A 19,982-nucleotide genomic window follows, 5' to 3' on the forward strand; every position below is an offset into this window, starting at 1 on the left:
GCAGAGGCGTTGCACGGGCCGGAATTTGCGAAAGATTAACCCTAACAATGTCTGATGGCGGTATCGGCAGCGTGATTACCGGTTCTGCGTATGCATCATCAGTCCCAGACAGCCCCCGCCCTCTCGACCGTCGGCCTGGTCTCCCACAAGACCTACACGGTGCGCCGCTCCACCATGCTTGCAGGGCTCGCCTGGCTCGCCCTGAGCACGGCATGCAGCGGCGCCGCCGGCTGGTACATCCTCAGCAGCGACGACCTCGCGGCCAGGATGATCGCCCGCGAGACCTCGCGCCAATATGCCTATGAGGATCGGATCTCCGCCCTGCGGGCCGATATCGATCGCTACGCCAGCCGCGCCCTGCTCGATCAGGACGGCGTCGAAACGCGCGTCGACGAGCTTGCCAGCCGCCAGGCCGAGCTCGAATCGCGCCAGTCGCTGGTCGCCGCCCTCACAGACACCTTGCAATCCAGTGGCCTGATCCCGGCCGCAAAGCTGCCGCTGCGTTCGCAGGTCATCAAGCCCGGCGAGCCGATCCGTGCCTCCGGCGTGACCAGCTTCGCCCCGATCCTGCCGAACAAGCCGACGCCGGCGCCCGAGACGCCCTCGCTGCGCGGCGCCGATGGCGGCGCGGCAGGCGGCTGGCAATCCGGCGAAACCCCGGCCGAACCGCCGGCCAAGCGTGTCGATGCCGCCCTGACCAGGCTCGACGGCGCGATCGCGCGAACCTCCGACGCCCAGATCTCGGCCTTGAAGGACATGGACGAGCGCGTCGCGGCCGCCCAGAAGCGCCTGCGCAGTGCGCTTGCCGAAACCGGGCTCGACCCCGAGCGCCTCGCCGCCCCGGGCGCCGCAGCCGGCGGCATGGGTGGGCCGTTCGTGCCGGTGAAGCTCGATCCGTCGGAGGGCGCCTTCGCGGCGACCCTCAACGCCCTCCAGCCGCGCCTCGCCGCGGTCATGCGCCTGCGCGGCGTGATCGACCAGCTGCCGCTCGCCCGGCCGATGGCAGGCGACCACGACTTCACCTCGAATTACGGCTACCGCACCGACCCCTTCACCCGCGGCCTCGCGATGCATACCGGCGTCGATTTCCGGGCCGAGACCGGTTCCTCGATCATGGCGACGGCGCCCGGCAAGGTCGTGATCGCAGAATATAACGGCGGCTACGGCAACATGGTCGAGGTCGAGCATGCCAATGGCCTGACCACCCGCTACGCCCATATGTCGGCGATCTCGGTCACGACCGGCCAGATGGTCAAGGCCGGCACGGTGGTCGGCCGGGTCGGCACCACCGGCCGCTCGACCGGCCCGCACCTGCATTACGAAACGCGCATCAACGACGAGCCGGTCGATCCGACCCGCTTCCTGCGCGCGGGTAGCAAGCTGCTCGCGAACGCGCTCTGACAGAGCCCTCCGAAACGAAGAAGGCCGCGCTCCAGGGCGCGGCCTTCTCGTTTGCGGATGGCTGGTGCCTTGGAACTAGTCGATATCCTCGACCTCGACCTCGGTGCCATAGACGCGCTGTGCCAGCGACGCCTCCATGAAGGCGTCGAGATCGCCGTCGAGCACCTCGGACGGCGCCGTCGAGCTGACGCCCGTGCGCAGGTCCTTCACGAGCTGGTAGGGCTGCAGCACATAGGAGCGGATCTGGTGGCCCCAGCCGATATCGGTCTTGGAGGCCTGCTCGGCATTGGCCTTCTCTTCCCGCTTCTTCAGCTCGACCTCGTAGAGGCGGGCGCGCAGCATGTCCCAGGCCTTGGCCCGGTTCTTGTGCTGCGAACGTTCCTGCTGGCAGGACACCGCGATCCCGGTCGGGATATGCGTGATGCGCACCGCCGAATCCGTCGTGTTGATGTGCTGTCCGCCGGCGCCCTGCGCACGATAGGTGTCGATCCGGCAGTCCGATTCGTTGATGTCGATGACGATACGATCGTCGACGACGGGATAGACCCAGATCGAGGCGAAGGAGGTCTGCCGCCTGGCATTCGAATCGAAAGGCGAGATGCGCACGAGGCGGTGCACGCCCGATTCGGTCTTCAGCCAGCCATAGGCGTTGTGGCCCTTGAACTGCAGCGTCGCCGACTTGATGCCGGCGGTGTCACCGTCCTGGTACTCGAGCGTCTCGACCTTGAACTTCCGCCGCTCGCCCCAGCGCCGATACATGCGCAGCAGCATCTCGGCCCAGTCCTGGCTCTCGGTGCCGCCCGCGCCGGGATGAATCTCGACATAGGTGTCGAGCATGTCGGCCTCGCCCGAGAGCAAAGTCTCGACCTGAAGCCTGGCAGCTTCATCCTGCACGGCCTTGATCGCCTGCTCGCCCTCGGTGACGGTGGCGGCATCATCCTCCATCTCGCCGAGTTCGATCAGGGTCAGCGCATCGTCGAGCTCGCGCTCGAGCTTGATGATGCCGTCGATCTGGGTCTCCAGCGAGGTGCGCTCGCGCATCAGCTTCTGCGCGGTTTCGGCATCGTTCCAGAAATCGGGTCCCTCGGAGAGGGCGTTGAGTTCCGCTAGGCGGCGCTGGGCTTGATCCCAGTCAAAGATGCCTCCTCAGCAGTCCGATCGACTGCTTGGCGTTATCGAGCTGCGTCTGGATTTCGGGGCGCATGATTCCGTCTGGACGTCCTTGTGGGCTTCTCTTGAGGGGCTGAGATAGGGGCGAAAGGCCCGGCTGTAAACGCCCGAGGCAAGATCGCCCCCGCGCATCGCGTTGGCGATGACGGCATCCGGCTGAAAAAGGGAACGCCCGGAGGGTAACTCCGGGCGTCGAAAAACCGTCTGTCGTCAGATCAGTAGAGACCGCCGGTCCCGGAGCCGACGGCGCGGCCACCACCTGCCCCGACACCGAGCGGCGCGCTGCCGTCGCCCGCGGCACCGATCACCGAATAGCTGTCCGGCGGCGCCGTGCCCGGCTTGAAGGCTTCGAGGATGCCGCCCTCGCCGCCGGCGCGCATGCCGGTGCGGGGATCGACCCGGATCAGCTTGATGCCGGCGGGAACGCGGAACGGCGTCGCCGGCTTCTCCTTCAGCGCGACGCTCATGAAGTCGCGGAAGATCGGCGCGGCGTATTGGCCCGCCGTCGCCGAAGTGCCGAGCGATTTCGGCTTGTCGAAGCCCATATAGACGCCGACGGCGAGATCCGGCGAGAACCCGACGAACCAGACATCCTTGGCGTCGTTGGTCGTGCCGGTCTTGCCCGCCAGCGGCTTGCCGACGGACTTGACCACCGTCGCCGTGCCGGCATTGACCACGCCTTCGAGGATCGAGACCATCTGGTAGGCGGTCAGCGGGTCGAGCACCTGCTCGCGGTTGTCGACGAGCCGTGGCTCCGACTGATTCGCCCATTTCTCGGCGTTGCAGCCCTCGCAGACCCGCTGGTCGTGCCGGAAGATCGTCGAGCCCGAACGGTCCTGGATGCGGTCGATCAGGGTCGGCCGGATGCGCTTGCCGCCATTGACCAGCATCGAATAGGCCGCGGTCATGCGCATCACCGTCGTCTCGCCGGCACCGAGCGACATCGACAGCACCGGCTGCAGATCGTCATAGATGCCGAAACGGCGCGAATACTCGGCGATCAGCGGCATGCCGACATCCTTGGCAAGCCGCACGGTCATCAGGTTCTTCGAGAACTGGATGCCGTAGCGCAGCGTGCGCGGGCCGGTCGATTTGCCGTCGAAATTCTCGGGCCTCCACATGCCGAGGCCGGCGCCTTGATCGATTTCGATCGGGGCATCGAGGATGATGCTGGAAGGTGTGTAGCCGTTGTCGAGCGCCGTCGCGTAGACGAAGGGCTTGAACGAGGAACCGGGCTGGCGCAGCGCCTGCGTCGCGCGGTTGAACTCCGACTGGTCGTGGCTGAAGCCGCCGACCATGGCCAGCACGCGGCCGGAGAACGGGTCCATTGCGACGATGGCGCCGTTGACCTCCGGCAATTGCCGCAACCGCGCGAAGCCCGGCCGGTTATCCATCGGCTCGACATAGACGATGTCGCCGACCGCGACGGCCTGCCCGACGCGGGCGCGGCGGGTCCATTTGATGCCGTCGGCCGCCAGCGTCAGAATCTGGCGTTCCTTGTTGAGGTGGCCGGCCGTATCGCGCAGCGGGTGCAGGCCGACCTTGGCGCTGTCGCCATTGACCTCGAGCACCACGGCTAGCCGCCACGGCGCGACGTCGCCGAGCACCGGCAGTTCGCCGACCACCGTGCCCCATTCCTTGCCGCCGAGATCGATCTTTTGGATCGCGCCGCGCCAGCCGCGTGCCTCGTCGAAGCGCACGAGCCCATCGACCAGCGCCTTGCGCGCCATCAGCTGCGTCTTTGGGTCGACGGTGGAGCGAACCGAGAGGCCGCCCTCGAGCAGCTTCTTCTCGCCATAGCGATCCTGCAGCTCGCGGCGGATTTCCTCGGCGAAATAGCCGGCGGCGATCTGGTTCGGCGAGACGGTGCGCGGGTTCACGCCGAGCGGCTGCTTCTTGGCGGTCTCGCCGGCCTCGCGCTTGACGTAGCCGTTCTCGACCATGCGATCGATGACGTAGTTGCGGCGCTCGATCGCGCGGTCACGATTGCGGAAGGGATGGAGATCGGTCGGGGCCTTCGGCAGCGCTGCAAGATAGGCGGCTTCCTGCAGATTCAGCTCATGCACCGACTTGCCGAAATAGTTCAGCGCCGCCGCGGCGATGCCGTAGCTGCCCTGCCCCGGCGCCGGCGCTCCGAGATAGATCTCGTTCAGGTAGAGCTCGAGGATCTTGTCCTTCGAGTAGGTCGATTCGAGCTTCAGCGCGACGAGCGCCTCGCGGATCTTGCGCTCGATCGACTGCTCGGGGCTCAGGAAGAAGTTCTTCGCGACCTGCTGGGTGATGGTCGAGGCGCCCTGCGGCCGGCGATTGGCGGCGCGGTTGCGGAAATTGGAGATCGCGGCGCGGACCAGACCTTCCGGGTCGACGCCGATATGCTTGTAGAAGTTCTTGTCCTCGGCCGAGATATACGCGTCGACGACGAGCTTCGGCACGGCCTGGATCGGCAGGTAAAGGCGCCGCTCGCGCGCATATTCGGCGATCAGGCTGCCATCGCCCGCATGGACGCGGGTCATCACCGGCGGCTCGTAATTCCGGAGCTGGGCGTAATCCGGCAGGTCACGCGAGTAATGCCAGATCAAACCGCCCGCGATGGCGGCGCCGATCACGAAAGCGATCGCGCCGGCGGCGAACAACCATCCGAAGATTCGCAGAATGAACCGCATCTCAGGCCCTGGACCCCGTAATTCCCACCCGGCGTGCGCCAGATCGGGGCGCTTCGCAAATCATAGCTATAACATGACGGAGATGGCGGAACCGTGGCCTCGCGACCACATTCCGCATCATCTCACACCGTCCGGCGAGGCCACGCCGTCAGCCCGGGTCTGCGTGCCGCTTCGTGTTCCACACTCCTCGCCGCCCGAAAAGGCGCCCTTTCCGGTTGACGATCCCGTGTCTGCGCAGCGGCGCTATGCGCCGCAGTGCGCACGGGATGACAGCACGTCGGCACGTTCTAGTTCCGGCTCTCCGCCGCCTTGCCGACGGAAGCGCGCTCGCGGGCGAAATAATCGTCGATCGCCGCAGATACGGCCGTCACGGCCTTGCCGCGCCATTCCGGCGAGTTCAGCAATTCGGCGTCCTTCGGGCTCGACATGTAGCCGAGTTCGATCAGCACGGACGGCACGTCCGGCGCGCTCAGCACCCAGAAGCGCGCCGAGCGCAGCGGAATCTTGTGCATCTTGATCGAGCCGCCGAGCTTCTCGACGAGATTGCGCGCGAAGACCCCGGTGAAGGTGCGCGTCTCGCGCCGGGCGAGGTCCATCAGGATGCCGGCAACGTCCTGCAATTCCTCGCTGGTCTCCAAGCCCGCGACGGCGTCGGCCTCGTTTTCCTTGGCCGCGAGCCTTGCCGCCTCGGCGTCGGTCGCGCGCTCGGAGCGGGTATAGACCGTGGCGCCGCGGACCTCCTGAGCCTGCGTCAGCGAATCGGCATGGATCGAGATGAACAGGTCGGCCTGCTCGCCGCGCCCGATCTGCACGCGATCGCCGAGCGAGACGAATCGGTCATCGTCTCGGGTCATGACGATGCGATAGCGACCATTGCCTTCAAGCTGCTCCTTGAGCGCCTTGCCGAAGGCGAGGACGACGGCCTTCTCGGCAATCGCCGCAACCGTCGCGCCAGGGTCGATGCCGCCATGGCCGGGATCAATCACGATGGTCCGACGCGTCTCGCCCGCGGCCTTGGCGGACGCCGGGGCCGGAATGGCCGGTGCCGGCTTGAGCACCTTGCCGGCCTCGGCCAGGAAATCGGCCCGCGCAGTCTTCTTCAATTCGATCGTGAGTTCGCCAAAGCCGCCGCGCACCGTCTTCACCTCCGCCTTGGCGATCGTGGCGGGATGGGCGAGGTCGATGATGATTCGGGCCTTGTCGGCCGTGAACAGGCCATAGCGATAGCCGCTGACGAAACCGGCGCTGCGCTTGGCCGAGGACTGGATCTGGAAATTGGTCGAAGGCAGCTCGACGATGACGCGGTCGGGCGACGCCTGCACCCAGGCATCGACCGCGACGGAGGCGGACAGCATCATCGAGAGCCGCACGGTCTCGCCGTTCTGCTCGATGCGGGCGTCGGTCGCGACCGGATATTCGCTCTGCGGCCGCGGCTCGCTTTTCGGCTGCGCCAATGCGGGCAGGAAACCCGCCATCGGCTCGACCGCCAGCAGGCAGGCAAGAGCCAGCGCGCACCGCAGCGCCCGGGATCGCCACGGCGCATCGCAACGGCTCGAATCGGCGCGGCTGATGCACGAGAACAGGAGAAAAATTCCCGCTTATTGTTACGAGGGTTTAACCATAACGGCGCTGAAATCCTAACAGCCCGTTACCATCTCTTCCCGAGACCGTGAACCGCCCTGCCGAGGGCGGCGTGAGATGCAGCCGTCATGTGACTTGCAAATCACTATCACCTGTCTGTAATGGAACAGGTTGCTTGTCAGCCTGCCCGAGGGACACATCCGGATCGTGCGATCCGTCGGCGTCCGAAGCAGGTTGGGCCGGTGCTCCCCAGCGGAGTGGTGGCAACAAGACGACCGCAACGGATCGTCCGCAGACGGTTGGCATCGGGATTGCGTGTATTCTGCGCCCTGCCCTGTCTTGCGAGCGTGCAAACGCGATGCGCCTGGCCGCCCGGCCGGAGCATCGCAGGTCAGGACAGATGACGGGGCATAAGACGCCGCTAGCACAATCGGTGAACCGTCCGAACCTGCGGAACCGCGCCGGGCTTGTCGCCCGAGTGGCTGTTCCGAGCCGCCTTCCTGTCTCGACCGCTTCTTCCTCCCTCCTGCAACATGCCGGCTTGCTCCGGCCTTCTCGCGGCACCCCTGCCCGCGGCGGCGGATTTTTGTCCGTAGCCGCGCAGCCCTGGTCGGCAGCCGCGCCAATGGAACTATCTTATGGCCAACAAGATGCTTATCGATGCCACCCACCCGGAGGAGACCCGGGTCGTGGTGGTCCGCGGGTCCCGCGTCGAAGAGTTTGATTTCGAATCCGCCAGCCGAAAGCCGCTCCGCGGCAATATCTATCTCGCCAAGGTGACCCGCGTGGAGCCCTCGCTCCAGGCGGCCTTCGTCGAGTATGGCGGCAACCGCCACGGCTTCCTCGCTTTCTCCGAGATCCATCCCGACTATTACCAGATCCCGGTCGCCGATCGTCAGGCGCTGCTCGACGACGAGGCCCGCGCCGATCGTGACGAGGAACGCGACGAGGAGCGCCGCGAAAAGCGCGGCCGCCGTGATCGTGGCCGCCGCGGCGATCGCGACAACCGCGCCAAGAAGGCCGCCGCGGACGAGACTGTCTCGGCCGAAGTCGAAGCGACGAGCGAGGACGTCCAGGTCGAGACCGACGGCAAGGAAGCCGCCATGGTCAACGAGGGCGCGCCCGCCTTCGGCCAGTATTTCGCGCCGGACGTCGCCGAATCGACCACCGAAGATGCCGCCGCGAACGCTGCGCCGCTGACCTTCGAGACCGTTGCCGTCGAGGCGACGGAGGTTTCGGTCGAGGCGTCCGAGGAAACGGGCAGCGAAGCCCGCGGGCCGTCCGAGGACGATAGCGACGACGAGAACGGCGACGAGGATGCCGAAGAGGCTCCCGAGCAGCTCGGCGGCGGCGACGCCCTCGACGACATGCCGGAGCGTCCGCACCGCCAGTCCCGCCGCCAGTACAAGATCCAAGAGGTGATCAAGCGCCGCCAGATCATCCTGGTTCAGGTCGTCAAGGAAGAGCGCGGCAACAAGGGCGCTGCCCTCACCACCTATCTCTCGCTCGCCGGCCGCTATTCGGTGCTGATGCCGAACACCGGCAAGGGCGGCGGCATCTCGCGCAAGATCACCAATGCCGAGGACCGCAAGCGCCTTAAGGAAATCGCGACCGAGCTCGAGGTTCCCGAGGGGATGGGCCTGATCCTGCGCACGGCCGGCGCCTCGCGCACCAAGGTCGAGATTCGGCGCGACTACGAATACCTGATGCGGATGTGGGAGAGCGTGCGCGAGCTGACGCTGGCCTCGGTCGCGCCTGCGCTGGTCTACGAGGAGGGCAACCTCGTCAAGCGCTCGATCCGCGACCTCTACAACAAGGATATCGACGAGGTTCACGTCGCCGGTGACAACGCCTATCGCGAGGCCAAGGACTTCATGCGCATGCTCATGCCGAGCCATGCCAAGAGCGTGAAGCCCTATCGCGAGCAGACCCCACTCTTCGCCTCGTTCGGCGTCGAGAGCCAGCTCGACGCGATGTTCTCGAACACGGTGACGCTGAAGTCCGGCGGCTACCTCGTGATCAACCAGACGGAAGCGCTGGTCGCGATCGACATCAACTCCGGGCGCTCGACCCGCGAGCACAATATCGAGGACACCGCCCTCAAGACCAATCTCGAAGCGGCGGAGGAAATCTCCCGCCAGCTGCGCCTGCGCGACCTTGCCGGCCTCATCGTGATCGATTTCATCGACATGGAGGAAAACCGGAACAACCGCGCCGTCGAGAAGAAGCTGAAGGAGTGCCTCAAGGACGACCGCGCCCGCATCCAGGTCGGCCGCATCTCGGCCTTCGGTCTGCTGGAGATGTCGCGCCAGCGCATCCGCACCGGCGTGCTCGAATCGTCCTCGGTGCCCTGCCCGCATTGCGCCGGCGCCGGCATGGTCCGCTCGATCCCGTCGGTCGCGCTGCAGATCCTGCGCGCGCTGGAGGAGACGCTGATCAAGAGCGCCTCGCACAATCTCACCATCCGCACCCGGCCGGAGGTGGCGCTCTACGTGCTCAACCAGAAGCGCGCCCACCTCGCCGATCTCGAAACCCGCTTCGCCATCGCGATCACGATCTCGACCGACGCGAATCTCCTCGGCACCCGTTACTTCGAGGTCGAGCGCGGCGAATTCGTCGGCAATGAGGGCCGCGTCGTCCCGACCAGCTTCAAGGCCGAGGCGATCGCCTCCGATGTCGACGACGAGGCGCTCGACGCCGCCGCTGAAGCGGCGGCTCTCGATGCCGAGACCGGCGGGACCGAGGCCACAGCCGCCGAGGCTCAGGATCAGTCCGAGCGTGGCGAGGGCGAAAACGGTCGCCGTCGTCGGCGCCGCCGCCGTCGTCGGCGTGGCGGCGAGCGCGACGAGCAGGGCCAGCAGCTCGATGGCGCGCAGGGTGACGACGAAGGCGACGAGGGCGAGGAAGACGGTGACGAGGCAGTGACCCCGGCCGCTGCCGAGCCCGTCGCGGAAATGGTTGCTGAAGCCGCTCCGGAGCCGGTCGCCGAGGAGCCAGGCACGGAAGCCGCCAAGCCGAAGCGCAGCCGCTCCCGCAAGCCGAAGGCCGAGGCCGCCAAGGAGACCGAGGCCAAGGCCGAGACGGTCGTGGCCGAGGCCGCACCGGCCGAGGCCGAGAAGCCCAAGCGCAGCCGTTCGCGCAAGAAGGTCGTGCCGATCACCGAGGGCGGCGAGGCTGCCACGGAAGCCGCGGCAGCCCCTGTCGAGGCGAAGGCCGAAGCTCCGGTTGCCGCTCCCGAGGCCGTTGCGGCTCCGGCCGAGCCCGCCTCGGCGCCGGAACCCGCCCCGGTCAAGGCCCCGGCTGAGGAGCCCGTTGCGGTCGTGCTGACCGAGCCGGACCCGAACCGCCCGAAGCGTGGCGGCTGGTGGAACCGGCTCGCCGGCCGCTCCTGATCGCAGCACAAAAGCTGTATGAATGAAGAAGCCCGCTGCAATCCGCAGCGGGCTTTTCCCTTTTCAGCGCCCGACGATCCGGTCAGGATCGTGCTGTCGACAGATGTCTCGCTCCGGAAGGGCCTCATGCCGCCGCCACGCAATCGCGAGCGCATGGTCATCTGGGACAGCTTCCAGAAAGGCAAGCCTTAGCCTGAAGCCATCTGCCCGATCGAGCAGCCGGTGGCGGCGATTGACCCGCTTCACCCCGCAGCCGGCGCCAGCGGGGACGGCGGCGGCACGGTCGAGATCGCGGCGGCGGCCTGGCTCTGCGAGCCCCCCTCGCCGCCGCGCACCGTGACGGCGTTCGAGGCGAAGGGTACATGCGCGTCATTGAAGGCGCGATAGACCCGCTTCAGCGCCTCGCGCTGGAGCATCGAGGCCTGGTTCGGCTTTGCGGTGAATTTCAGCCTGATCACGATGGCACTGTCGGTGATGTCGGCGACGCCCTGCATCTTCAGCGGAGCGATGAAATGCGGCCCGAATTCCGGATCCTCCTGCAAGGCGATGCCGGTCTTCTTGATCGCCTTGCGCGCCTGCTCGATATCGGCGGAATGATCGAGGCGCACGTTGAACTTGATCGTTGCCCAGTCGCGGCTCGCATTGGTCAGCGACTGCACCTGGCCGAAGGGTACGGTGTGGATCTGGCCGCTCTGGTGGCGCAATTGCATGGAGCGCAGCGAGATCTTCTCGACCGTGCCCTTGAGCCGGCCGGTATCGACGTATTCGCCGACGCGGAAGGCATCCTCCAGCATGAAGAACAGGCCGGAGACGATATCGCGCACCAGCGCCTGCGAGCCGAAGGAGATCGCGAGGCCGAGAATGCCGAAGCCGGCAAGCAGCGGCCCGATATCGACGCCGAGCCGCGCCAGAACGATGAGGATGGTGAGGCCGAGCACGGTGCCCAGAACGACGCCGCGCAGTACCGGCAGCACCGTCGCCAGCCGGCTCGGCACGTCCTCCTCATGCGCAACGTCCTCGTCGCCGGGGCCGACGACGCGCCGCCGCGGCGTGTAGGCGTCGAAGAAGGCATGCAGGAAGACGAGCGCCACCCAGCCGGCAAAGGCGAAGATCGCGACGCCGACCGTCTGGCGCATCACGGCGGCGAATTGCGCCGAGCTCACGCCGAGCAGGAGCCCGGCCCAGAGCCGCGCCAGCACGAAGAACCCCGCCGCCCACAGCGCCCCGACGGCCGCCGCCCGCAAGGCCGCGCCGCCGGCGCGCCGCATCGGCGTGGCGCCATGTTCCTCTTCGTGCCGCATCGCATGGCAGCGCAGGAGGCTGGCGATGCCGACGGCAAGGATCGGGATCAGGACGATAGCCACCTGCGTCACCGCCGCGGCTTCTGCCCAGCGTCCGCCGTTCGACATCATCGCGGCCGCGCTGCTGACCATCCACAACAGGACCGTCGTCGCGATATAGAACCAGGCCGTTCCGGTCGCGATCAGCCGCCGGATCGGACCGGGCTCGACGGAGCCCGAGAGGACCAGCGCCGCAAGATCGTGCCGCGCATCATGGAACCACCAGATCTTGAACAGCGTGATGAGAAGTCCGGTCAGCGCGATCAGCCCGGTCACGGGTCGCGGACCTGCACTGACGTGATGGGCGAGCAGGATGCCGGACACGATCAGCGGCGTCAGGATCGCGTAGACGACGAGCCGCCGGAAATGCACCTCCGCGCGCGGCAGTGGCATGATCCGCCGGTCCGGCGCACCGGGGGCGGTCAGGAAGCGACCGACGGCGATATAGAGCGCGCCGATCGCTGCGCCATTGGCGCCTGTCGTCAGCGCGATATTGGCGAGATCGTTCTCCGGCAGCCAGGCGTTGCGGGCGATCCTCGCCACGGCCAGAGCGAGCAGGATGGTCGCGACATCCTGCAACAGCCCCCAGGACGAGGCGACGAGACGCGGCGTGAATTCCGGCCCCGCAGGCTGCATCTTGCGCGCGAACCAGCGGGCGCTGGCGAGACGGAAGACCAGAGCAACAGCGAGTGCGAGGCAGACGATCCCGAACACGCGCCAGCCGGCAGTCGGGCCTTCGCGGCCATTGAGATTGCGCAGCCAGACCCGGCCCCAGTTATCCGGCAACTCGCTTATCGCGGGAATCGAGGTGCCGCCATACTCGACGCCGTCGATGAAACGGTCGACGAGGGCGTTGACCTCTGCCTGAAAGCCCTCCTCCTCTGCCATCGACAGGGCAGGCGCGGGTTGTGCGGCAACGGCCTTGGTCTTCGTGGCAGGCTCCGCCGGCGCCGCAGGAGCGGGCGCTGCGGCAGCTGTGCCGCCAACCCGGATCTCGACCTGCCGGCCCGGCGCCGACAGGGCATCGACCATCCGGCGGATGGTCTCCGGCGTCTCATCGCCGCGCAGGTTGAGGACCACGGAGGATTGGTCCTCGGCCATCGCGGTCGTGACCGGCGAGAGGCACGCGAAGGCGAGCATCAACCAGCCGAAGAGCATGGCCGGCCGGGCAGCGCTTCGCCGCGGGACGAATGCGTCCGGTGCTGCGACGTTCATGGCAAATCTCCGCGCTATCCCACGACGACAGCATGCTGGGATTCCGCGAATTCTGGCAAGCAGTTCGCGTGACGCAGAAGCCGTTTGGTCAGCGCTTCTTCATCCAGTTGCCTATCCGCGTGACCGCCTCCTCGCATTCACCGAGCGAACCGGCGAAGGAGAGCCTGATTGTGCGGGCGCCGCGCGCCTCGTCGAAATCGAGCCCGGGCGTGATCGCGACGCCGGCTTCCTCGAGCACGCTGCGGCAGAAGGTCATGGAATCGTTCGAGTATCGGCCGATGTCGAGATAGATGTAGAAGGCGCCGTCGACGGGCAGGAAATCGCCGAGGCCGATCTCCGGCAGGGCCTTGAGCAGAAAGGCGCGATTGGCGGCATAGCCCGCCTTGATCGCCTCGCATTCTTCGGTGGCATCGAAAGCCGCCTCGCCCGCCACTTGGCTGAGATAAGGCACCGAGATCGAGAAATTCTGCTGCAGGCGCTCGATCGTGCGCACCAGACGCTGCGGCACGACGAGCCAGCCGACGCGCCAGCCGGTCATGCAGTAATACTTGGAGAAGGAGTTGACGACGATCGCGTCCGGATCGGCGGTGAGCGCCGTCGTCGCCGGGGTCTCGTAGGTCAGGCCGTGATAGATTTCGTCCGAGATGTACCAGAGCCCGAGCCTGCGGCAGCAGGCGGCGACATCGGCGATCGCCTCGGGCGTCATCACCACGCCGGTCGGGTTGGCCGGGCTCATGGTCAGCACGCCGGCGAGCGGCTTTTCGCGATGGGCGCGCTCGATCAGATCGGGCGTCAGGGCGAAGCGCGTCTCGGGGCCGACCTCGATCGCGACGGGTTCCAGCCCGAGCGCGATCAGGATGTTGCGATAGGCCGGATAGCCCGGCGCCGTGATCGCGATCCGCGCGCCCGGCTGGAAACAGGCGAGGAAGGCCAGGATGAAGCCGCCCGACGAGCCCGTCGTCACGACGACGCGCTCGGCCGCCACCTCCACGCCATAAGCATCCCGATAATGGCGCGCGATGCGTTCCCTCAGCGAATCCGTGCCGAGTGCCTGCGTGTATCCGATCCGGCCGTGCTCCAGCGCGCGGCCCGCTGCGGCGCGGATCGAGGCCGGCGTCGGCGCCGAGGGCTGGCCGACCTCCATATGCACGACCGAGCCGCCGCGGCGTTCGATGGCCGCCGCCTGGTTCATCACGTCCATGACGATGAAGGGGGCGACGCGCTCGGCTCGCTCGGCGAGAGCGGGCAAGGCGGCGGGCGCAATCAGGGGCTTCGACATCGGCTTGTCCGGGTTCGCGAGGCGGCCCGCCCGCGTAGCTGACGCCGCCCTCGCCTGCAACCATCGGCCGCATCCGGTGGCAGAGCTGTGATTTGACCTTGGCACCCCGAACACCCACAAGCTCGCGGCTGGAAGCGCCGCTTCGGTCGCGGTTTACCGCCCGGCGGTTTTGAAAAGGATGACGAGATGGCTTTCCCGACCCTCACCAGCCTGGCGCGTGCCTGCCTGCGGCCAGCCGCCGTCGTGCTGAGCCTCTGGCTCGCGGCTTCCGCTGCGCCGGCCATGGCGCAGGGCCAGCCGCTCTCGCCCGAGCAGCGCAAGGCGGTGACCGACCTGATCCGCGAAACCATCCTGAAGAATCCCGAGATCATCCAGGACGCCCTGATCGAGCTGGAGCGCCGCAACACGGTCGCTCAGGCCGATGCCCAGCGCAGCGCGGTCGCGGCCGAGAAGGCACGCATCACCGATCCCGCGACCTCGGTCATCATCGGCAACCCCGACGGCGACATCACCCTCGTCGAATTCATGGATTACAATTGCGGCTACTGCAAAAGGGCGATGGAGGACGTGACCGCGCTCTCCAAGGCCGATCCGAAGCTGCGCGTCGTGCTCAAGGACTTCCCGATCCTCGGCCCTGATTCGGTCGAGGCCAGCCGCGTCGCCGTCGCCGCCAAGAACCAGCTCCAGGGCGCGAAATATTTCGAGTTCCACAACAAGCTGATGGCCGTGAAGGGCAAGGTCAACGCCGCCAAGGCGCTCGACATCGCCAAGGAAGCCGGCGCCGACGTGGCCCAGCTGAAGAAGGACATGGAGGCCCCCGCCACCAAGGCCGCGATCGCGGATACCGTCGCGCTCGGCGATCGCCTCGGCCTCACCGGCACGCCCGCCTTCATCATCGGCGACGAGATCGTCTTCGGCGCGGTCGGCCAGGCCGCCCTCAAGGCGAAGATCGATTCCGTTCGCCGCTGCGGCAAGACCGACTGCGCCGGCTGATCAGCCGTTTCAACACGATCCGATGGGCCGGCAGGGCGCTTCAGGCTTCCCCTGCCGGCCTTCAGCGTTTATGAGGGCGGCTCCTGCCGCCCGCGCGCGGTGCCGGAATGAACGCCCTCGATGGTCGCCGTCCACGTCCTGAACGGACCCAATCTCAACCTGCTCGGAACCCGCGAGCCCGGAACCTATGGCGCGGTCACGCTGGCCGGCGTCGAGGAGCGGTTGCGCCGCAAGGCCGAGGCGGCGGGCGTGGAACTGACCTTCCGCCAGACCAATTTCGAAGGCGAACTCGTCACCTTCATCCAGCAGGCGGGTTTGGCCGGCGCCGGCGTCATCATCAACGCGGGCGCCTATACCCACACCTCGGTGGCCCTGCGCGACGCCATCAAGGGCGTCGATGCGCTGGCGATCGAGGTCCATATCTCCAACGTGCATGCGCGCGAGGAATTCCGGCACCATTCCTATATGGCGCCGGTCTGCATCGGCGTGATCTGCGGCTTCGGCGTCGCCAGCTATGACCTGGCGCTCGATGCGATCGTGCCGCTGCTGGAAAAGCGGGCGGCGAAAGCCGCCTGAACCTGTTTGAACGGGAGCGCGGCTGAAATCGTCGCCTCCATCCGAATATCCGAAGAAGACGGTGATATCCGCCATGGCGACCAAGAGCCCGATCGACCCCGAACTTGTCCGCGAGCTCGCCGAGCTCCTGAACCAGACCGATCTCACCGAGATCGAGGTCGAGAAGGGCGATCTGCGCGTTCGCGTCGCCCGCAACATCTCGGCGACCGTTCAGGTCCCCGCCGCCCCGATGATGGCGATGCCGGCCCCGGTCGCAGCCGCCGCGCCGGTCGAGGCCAAGCCCACCGCCGCCCATCCCGGCGCCGTGCCCTCCCCGATGGTCGGCACCGCCTATCGCCGTCCTTCGCCCGATGCCAAGCCCTTCGTCGAGATCGGCAGCGTCGTGAAGCAGGGTGAGCGCATCCTGCTCGTCGAGGCGATGAAGACCTTCAACGACATCGTCGCGCCCCGCGCCGGCAAGGTCACGGCCATCATGGTCGAGGACGGCCAGCCGGTGGAATACGGCGAGCCGCTGCTGGTGATCGAGTGAGCGTGGCGCCGCGCGCCGCCGGGTCCGACTTGGGTTTCAAGATGTTCGACAAGATCCTGATCGCCAATCGTGGAGAGATCGCGCTGCGCGTGCTGCGCGCCGCCAAGGAGCTCGGCATCGCGACCGTCGCGGTGCATTCCACGGCCGATGCCAACGCCATGCATGTGCGCCTCGCCGACGAAAGCGTCTGCATCGGGCCGCCGCCGGCCCGCGAGAGCTATCTCAACATTCCCGCCCTGATCGCCGCCTGCGAGATCACCGGCGCCGATGCGGTCCATCCCGGCTACGGCTTCCTCTCCGAGAACGCCCGCTTCGCCGATATCCTGGACAGGCACAACATCACCTTCATCGGCCCCAAGGCCGAGCATATCCGCTCGATGGGCGACAAGATCGAGGCCAAGCGCACCGCCAAGCGCCTCGGCATCCCCTGCGTGCCGGGCTCCGAGGGCGGCGTCGCCGACGAGGCCGAGGCGCTGCGCATCATCCGCGAGATCGGCCTGCCCGTGATCATCAAGGCCGCCTCCGGCGGTGGCGGCAAGGGCATGAAGGTGGTTCGCAACGAGGACGAAATCGCCGTCCTGCTCGCGACGGCCCGCAGCGAGGCCAAGGCCAATTTCGGCGATGACGCAGTCTATATCGAGAAATATCTCGAGAAGCCGCGCCATATCGAGATCCAGGTGCTCGGCGACGGCCACGGCAACGCCATCCATCTCGGCGAGCGCGACTGCTCGCTGCAGCGCCGCCACCAGAAGGTCTGGGAGGAAGGCCCCTCGCCCGCTCTGAACGCCGGCGAGCGCGACCGGATCGGCGAGATCTGCGCCAAGGCGATGCGCGAACTGCAATATCGCGGCGCCGGCACGATCGAGTTCCTCTATGAGGACGGTGAGTTCTACTTCATCGAGATGAACACCCGCATCCAGGTCGAGCATCCCGTGACCGAGATGATCACCGGGATCGATCTCGTCAACGAGCAGATCCGCATCGCCGCCGGCGCCCCGCTCTCGCTCAAGCAGTCCGACATCGTCGTCGAGGGCCATGCCATCGAGTGCCGGGTCAATGCCGAGCATCACGCGACCTTCCGCCCCTCGCCCGGCAAAATCGCCTCGTTCCACACCCCGGGCGGGCTCGGCGTGCGTGTCGATTCCGCAGCCTACCAAGGCTACACGATCCCGCCGCATTACAACTCGCTGGTGGGCAAGCTGATCGTTCATGGCCGCAACCGCGACGAATGCCTGATGCGCCTGCGCCGTTCGCTCGACGAGTTCGTCGTCGACGGCGTCGACACGACGCTGCCGCTGTTCCGCACGCTGGTGCGCAACCCGGACATCCTCAACGGCGACTACAACATCCACTGGCTCGAGAAATTCCTCGCCGCCGGCGGCATGGGCGAACCGGAAGCCTGAGGCTTCGGACAGCTCTCGGAATGAAAAGCCCCTCGCGTCGCGAGGGGCTTTTTTCTTGTCCGCCGTCAGACGAGCGGTTCGCGCTCAGATCGTTTCCAGCAGGCCCTTCATCAGCGCCTGACGTGGCGCGATCGAGGAGATCAGCCCGTATTCCTGCAGGGTATGCGCGCCGTCGCCATCGATGCCGAGCCCGTCGAGGGTGGGTACGCCGAGTGCGGCGGTGAAATTGCCGTCCGAGCCACCGCCGGTCATCGGGCAGTCCTGCAGGTCGAAGCCGACATCGGCCGCGACCTTGCGCGCGAGGTCGAACAGCTCCGCGACTTCCGCCGACTTCTCGTAGGGCGGCCGGTTCATGCCGCCGGTGATGCGCAAGGCGACATCTGGGTCATGCGGCTTCAGGCTGAGGATGCGGTTCTCCATCATCGTTCCGTCGGCGAGCGTGGTGACGCGGCAATCGACGCTGAACCAGGCATGCTGCGGGATGACGTTCGCCGCCGTGCCGCCGCCGACCAGCGCGACGCAGGTCGTGATGCCACGCGCATAGTCGGTCATGCCCTCGACGGCGAGGATCTGGTGCGCGGCCTCGCGAATGGCGCTGCGACCATCGGCATGCTTGCCGCCGGCATGGGCCGGACGGCCTTCGAGCCTGACGTCGAAGCGGCCGACGCCCTTGCGGGCCGTGACGATCTTGCCGCCGGAGCGCGCCGGCTCGGTGACGAGCACGGCCTTCGCGCCGCGGCCGATCTCCTCGATCACGGCCCGGCTGGTCGGCGAGCCGATCTCCTCGTCAGGCGTGAACAGGAAGACCATCGGCCGCTTGGCCGAGCCCGCCACAGCGACCTGCTTGAAGGCCTGCAGGGCGAGCCAGGCGCCACCTTTCATGTCGTAGACGCCGGGGCCGTAGAGCCGGTCGCCATCGATCCTGACCGGCAAGTCCTTGGCGCTGGTGCCGACCGGGTGCACCGTGTCGAGATGCGACATCACCGCGACGGCAGGCTGGCCGTTGTCGAGCCCGGCACGCAGCATCACCATGTCGCCGAGTCCGTCGCGGCCAGGAATACGCTCGACCGCGATCGGCAGTCCTGCGACGTCCTTCTGCACGAGGTCCATCATGCCGCTCACGCCCGCGGGATGGCTGGTGGGACTTTCGAGCGCAACCCAGACGGAGAGCGCGGCGGCGGCTTCTTGCTGATTCATGGCGTGATGTTCCCTGAAGAAGCCCCTGGCGCGCAAGACGGCTCGCATGCGTCGCGCACAGGCCGGAGGTGCAAGCCGAGCCTCCCGGCATCGCTTTGCGGCGCACGAGCGGAGGTCATACGACGGCGCCCTCTCTCATCTGCACGGCCTGTGCGAGCACCTGCGGTTCCTTTCACCCTCGCGCAAGCCTCCTTTCAGGCGTCGAAGCTGAAAAGGTTCAGGCGGCCTGCGGATGGGGGCGGACGGCGGCGAGCGGATGACGACGTTTCTGTGAAGCGTTTCGCATCGACGGTGAATTCTGCTCTTGCCAAGCCGGATCGCATTGATTAGACCCCCGCTCACCAACGCGGCGCGGCACCAAGCGCCCTGTCGTTGGGGGATCGTCTAACGGTAGGACCCCAGACTCTGACTCTGGTTGTCTAGGTTCGAATCCTAGTCCCCCAGCCACTCCTCAGTGGCCCAGCCCATCCAAAAACCATCGTTCGCGGACATTCTTGAGACGCAATCCTGCGTGCCTTCTTTCGGCCGCCGATGCGCTCCAGTCACACAGTCTTCTCAGCAGCCCCCTCCAGGAACACCTCCAGGCACAGCCGCGCATGCCGGGCCCGTTCCTCGACCGTCAGCAGCCGGTCGCCGGGGAAGCGCTTGATCAGCACCGAGAAGATCATGTCCATCAGCATCCGAGCCAGCGCATCGGCCGGGAAGGCGCGGAGCGCACCGCGTGCCTGCTGAGCGGAAAGCCAATCAGCGAGAAGCCGTCGCGCCGGCTCGGCGCCTTCCTGCTCGATCAGTTCGCCGATCTCGCTGAACCTGTCGGAATCGGCCAGGACGAGCCTGACGAAAGCCAGCCGATCGCGATTGTCGATTTCGTCGATGTCGAGCCGGAAGATCGTGGCGAGCGCCTCCGGTAGCGGCAGATCCTCGCCAGCGGGGCGCGGCAGCGCCAGCATCGAGCGCCGGTGATCGGCCACCATCACGCGGAACAAGTCGGTCTTCGCGGGAAACAGCTGGTAGAGCGTTCGCTTGGAGACGCCGCAGCGCGCCGCGACCGCATCCATCGTCGTGCCGCCATAGCCGACGTCGAGGAACAGGTCGCGCGCCGAACGCACGATCCGCTGGCGCTCAGCCGCATCGGAACGCGTCTTGGGGCGCCCGCGCGTCCGATGCTGCGGCGCGTTTTCGCCCGTTTCGCTGCTTTTCTTGATCGTGTTCGTCATCACGCCGCATTCTTCAGTTTGACAGT

The 19,982-nt window shown here is 67.0% G+C and carries 13 protein-coding genes and 1 tRNA gene; 7 read left to right on the plus strand and 7 right to left on the minus strand.

Annotated features, from left to right (window positions below; genetic code table 11):
• Positions 1-90: 90 nt before the first annotated feature.
• Positions 91-1,401: a M23 family metallopeptidase gene (locus ACFJGT_RS10595; RefSeq protein ID WP_377848473.1), complete on the plus strand. Its 1,311-nt coding sequence runs from the start codon at positions 91-93 to the stop codon at positions 1,399-1,401.
• Between the two features lie 75 nt (positions 1,402-1,476).
• Here ACFJGT_RS10595 and prfB read toward each other — a convergent pair.
• From prfB to ACFJGT_RS10610, 3 genes are all read right to left on the minus strand, one after another.
• Positions 1,477-2,605, minus strand: a protein-coding gene (prfB, locus tag ACFJGT_RS10600; protein WP_377848474.1) for a peptide chain release factor 2 whose coding sequence is annotated in 2 segments (ribosomal slippage) — positions 1,477-2,535 and positions 2,537-2,605 — 1,128 coding nt in all. Because the reading frame shifts where the segments join, the coding sequence is not laid out codon by codon here.
• A 181-nt stretch (positions 2,606-2,786) separates the two neighbouring features.
• The gene (locus ACFJGT_RS10605) at positions 2,787-5,234 is read right to left on the minus strand and encodes a penicillin-binding protein 1A (protein ID WP_377848475.1); all 2,448 of its coding nucleotides are present in this window, start codon (positions 5,232-5,234) and stop codon (positions 2,787-2,789) included.
• A 287-nt stretch (positions 5,235-5,521) separates the two neighbouring features.
• Entirely contained in the window at positions 5,522-6,709 is a 1,188-nt protein-coding gene (locus tag ACFJGT_RS10610) for an N-acetylmuramoyl-L-alanine amidase (RefSeq protein ID WP_377848476.1), read from the minus strand.
• Between the two features lie 744 nt (positions 6,710-7,453).
• Here ACFJGT_RS10610 and ACFJGT_RS10615 point away from each other — a divergent pair.
• Positions 7,454-10,207, plus strand: coding sequence for a ribonuclease E/G (locus tag ACFJGT_RS10615; protein WP_377848477.1), 2,754 nt, complete (start codon positions 7,454-7,456; stop codon positions 10,205-10,207).
• A 242-nt stretch (positions 10,208-10,449) separates the two neighbouring features.
• On the opposite strand, the gene ACFJGT_RS10620 is transcribed toward ACFJGT_RS10615, so the two are convergent.
• Both ACFJGT_RS10620 and ACFJGT_RS10625 read right to left on the minus strand, forming a co-directional pair.
• Positions 10,450-12,762 carry a mechanosensitive ion channel family protein gene (locus tag ACFJGT_RS10620; RefSeq protein ID WP_377848478.1) on the minus strand — a complete coding sequence of 771 codons (2,313 nt, stop codon included), beginning with the start codon at positions 12,760-12,762 and terminating at the stop codon, positions 10,450-10,452.
• 88 nt (positions 12,763-12,850) lie between these two features.
• Positions 12,851-14,041 (minus strand): pyridoxal phosphate-dependent aminotransferase, encoded by a 1,191-nt coding sequence (locus ACFJGT_RS10625; RefSeq protein ID WP_377848479.1) that lies wholly within the window; start codon positions 14,039-14,041, stop codon positions 12,851-12,853.
• A gap of 186 nt (positions 14,042-14,227) precedes the next feature.
• On the opposite strand from ACFJGT_RS10625, the gene ACFJGT_RS10630 reads away from it, so the two are divergent.
• The 4 genes from ACFJGT_RS10630 (at position 14,228) to accC (ending at position 17,542) form a co-directional block, all read left to right on the plus strand.
• Positions 14,228-15,034 carry a DsbA family protein gene (locus ACFJGT_RS10630; protein ID WP_377848480.1) on the plus strand — a complete coding sequence of 269 codons (807 nt, stop codon included), beginning with the start codon at positions 14,228-14,230 and terminating at the stop codon, positions 15,032-15,034.
• 120 nt (positions 15,035-15,154) lie between these two features.
• Positions 15,155-15,610, plus strand: coding sequence for a type II 3-dehydroquinate dehydratase (gene aroQ, locus ACFJGT_RS10635; protein ID WP_377848481.1), 456 nt, complete (start codon positions 15,155-15,157; stop codon positions 15,608-15,610).
• Positions 15,611-15,683: 73 nt separating this feature from the next.
• On the plus strand, positions 15,684-16,139 hold the full coding sequence (gene accB, locus ACFJGT_RS10640) for an acetyl-CoA carboxylase biotin carboxyl carrier protein (RefSeq protein WP_377848482.1): 456 nt from the start codon (positions 15,684-15,686) through the stop codon (positions 16,137-16,139).
• A 41-nt stretch (positions 16,140-16,180) separates the two neighbouring features.
• Positions 16,181-17,542 carry an acetyl-CoA carboxylase biotin carboxylase subunit gene (gene accC, locus ACFJGT_RS10645; protein ID WP_377848483.1) on the plus strand — a complete coding sequence of 454 codons (1,362 nt, stop codon included), beginning with the start codon at positions 16,181-16,183 and terminating at the stop codon, positions 17,540-17,542.
• Between the two features lie 84 nt (positions 17,543-17,626).
• On the opposite strand, the gene ACFJGT_RS10650 is transcribed toward accC, so the two are convergent.
• A complete protein-coding gene (locus ACFJGT_RS10650; protein ID WP_377848484.1) occupies positions 17,627-18,739 on the minus strand; it encodes a M20 family metallopeptidase in 1,113 nt (370 codons plus the stop codon).
• 373 nt (positions 18,740-19,112) lie between these two features.
• Between ACFJGT_RS10650 and ACFJGT_RS10655 the strand changes: the two genes are divergently transcribed.
• Positions 19,113-19,186, plus strand: a tRNA-Gln gene (locus ACFJGT_RS10655).
• Between the two features lie 95 nt (positions 19,187-19,281).
• Here the strand turns inward: ACFJGT_RS10655 and ACFJGT_RS10660 are convergent.
• On the minus strand, positions 19,282-19,956 hold the full coding sequence (locus tag ACFJGT_RS10660) for a TetR/AcrR family transcriptional regulator (protein WP_377848485.1): 675 nt from the start codon (positions 19,954-19,956) through the stop codon (positions 19,282-19,284).
• Between the last annotated feature and the right edge of the window lie 26 nt (positions 19,957-19,982).

Source organism: Allobosea sp. UC22_33 (assembly GCF_042700715.1).
Lineage (GTDB): Bacteria > Pseudomonadota > Alphaproteobacteria > Rhizobiales > Beijerinckiaceae > Allobosea.

Bases quoted from the DNA above. Each gene is read 5' to 3' on its own strand.
- accC (WP_377848483.1), top strand. From the start codon at position 16,181: ATGTTCGACAAGATCCTGATCGCCAATCGTGGAGAGATCGCGCTGCGC.
- ACFJGT_RS10615 (WP_377848477.1), top strand. From the start codon at position 7,454: ATGGCCAACAAGATGCTTATCGATGCCACCCACCCGGAGGAGACCCGG.
- accB (WP_377848482.1), top strand. From the start codon at position 15,684: ATGGCGACCAAGAGCCCGATCGACCCCGAACTTGTCCGCGAGCTCGCC.
- aroQ (WP_377848481.1), top strand. From the start codon at position 15,155: ATGGTCGCCGTCCACGTCCTGAACGGACCCAATCTCAACCTGCTCGGA.
- ACFJGT_RS10625 (WP_377848479.1), bottom strand. From the start codon at position 14,041: ATGTCGAAGCCCCTGATTGCGCCCGCCGCCTTGCCCGCTCTCGCCGAG.
- ACFJGT_RS10620 (WP_377848478.1), bottom strand. From the start codon at position 12,762: ATGAACGTCGCAGCACCGGACGCATTCGTCCCGCGGCGAAGCGCTGCC.
- ACFJGT_RS10595 (WP_377848473.1), top strand. From the start codon at position 91: ATGCATCATCAGTCCCAGACAGCCCCCGCCCTCTCGACCGTCGGCCTG.
- ACFJGT_RS10605 (WP_377848475.1), bottom strand. From the start codon at position 5,234: ATGCGGTTCATTCTGCGAATCTTCGGATGGTTGTTCGCCGCCGGCGCG.
- ACFJGT_RS10660 (WP_377848485.1), bottom strand. From the start codon at position 19,956: ATGACGAACACGATCAAGAAAAGCAGCGAAACGGGCGAAAACGCGCCG.
- ACFJGT_RS10630 (WP_377848480.1), top strand. From the start codon at position 14,228: ATGGCTTTCCCGACCCTCACCAGCCTGGCGCGTGCCTGCCTGCGGCCA.
- ACFJGT_RS10650 (WP_377848484.1), bottom strand. From the start codon at position 18,739: ATGAATCAGCAAGAAGCCGCCGCCGCGCTCTCCGTCTGGGTTGCGCTC.
- ACFJGT_RS10610 (WP_377848476.1), bottom strand. From the start codon at position 6,709: ATGGCGGGTTTCCTGCCCGCATTGGCGCAGCCGAAAAGCGAGCCGCGG.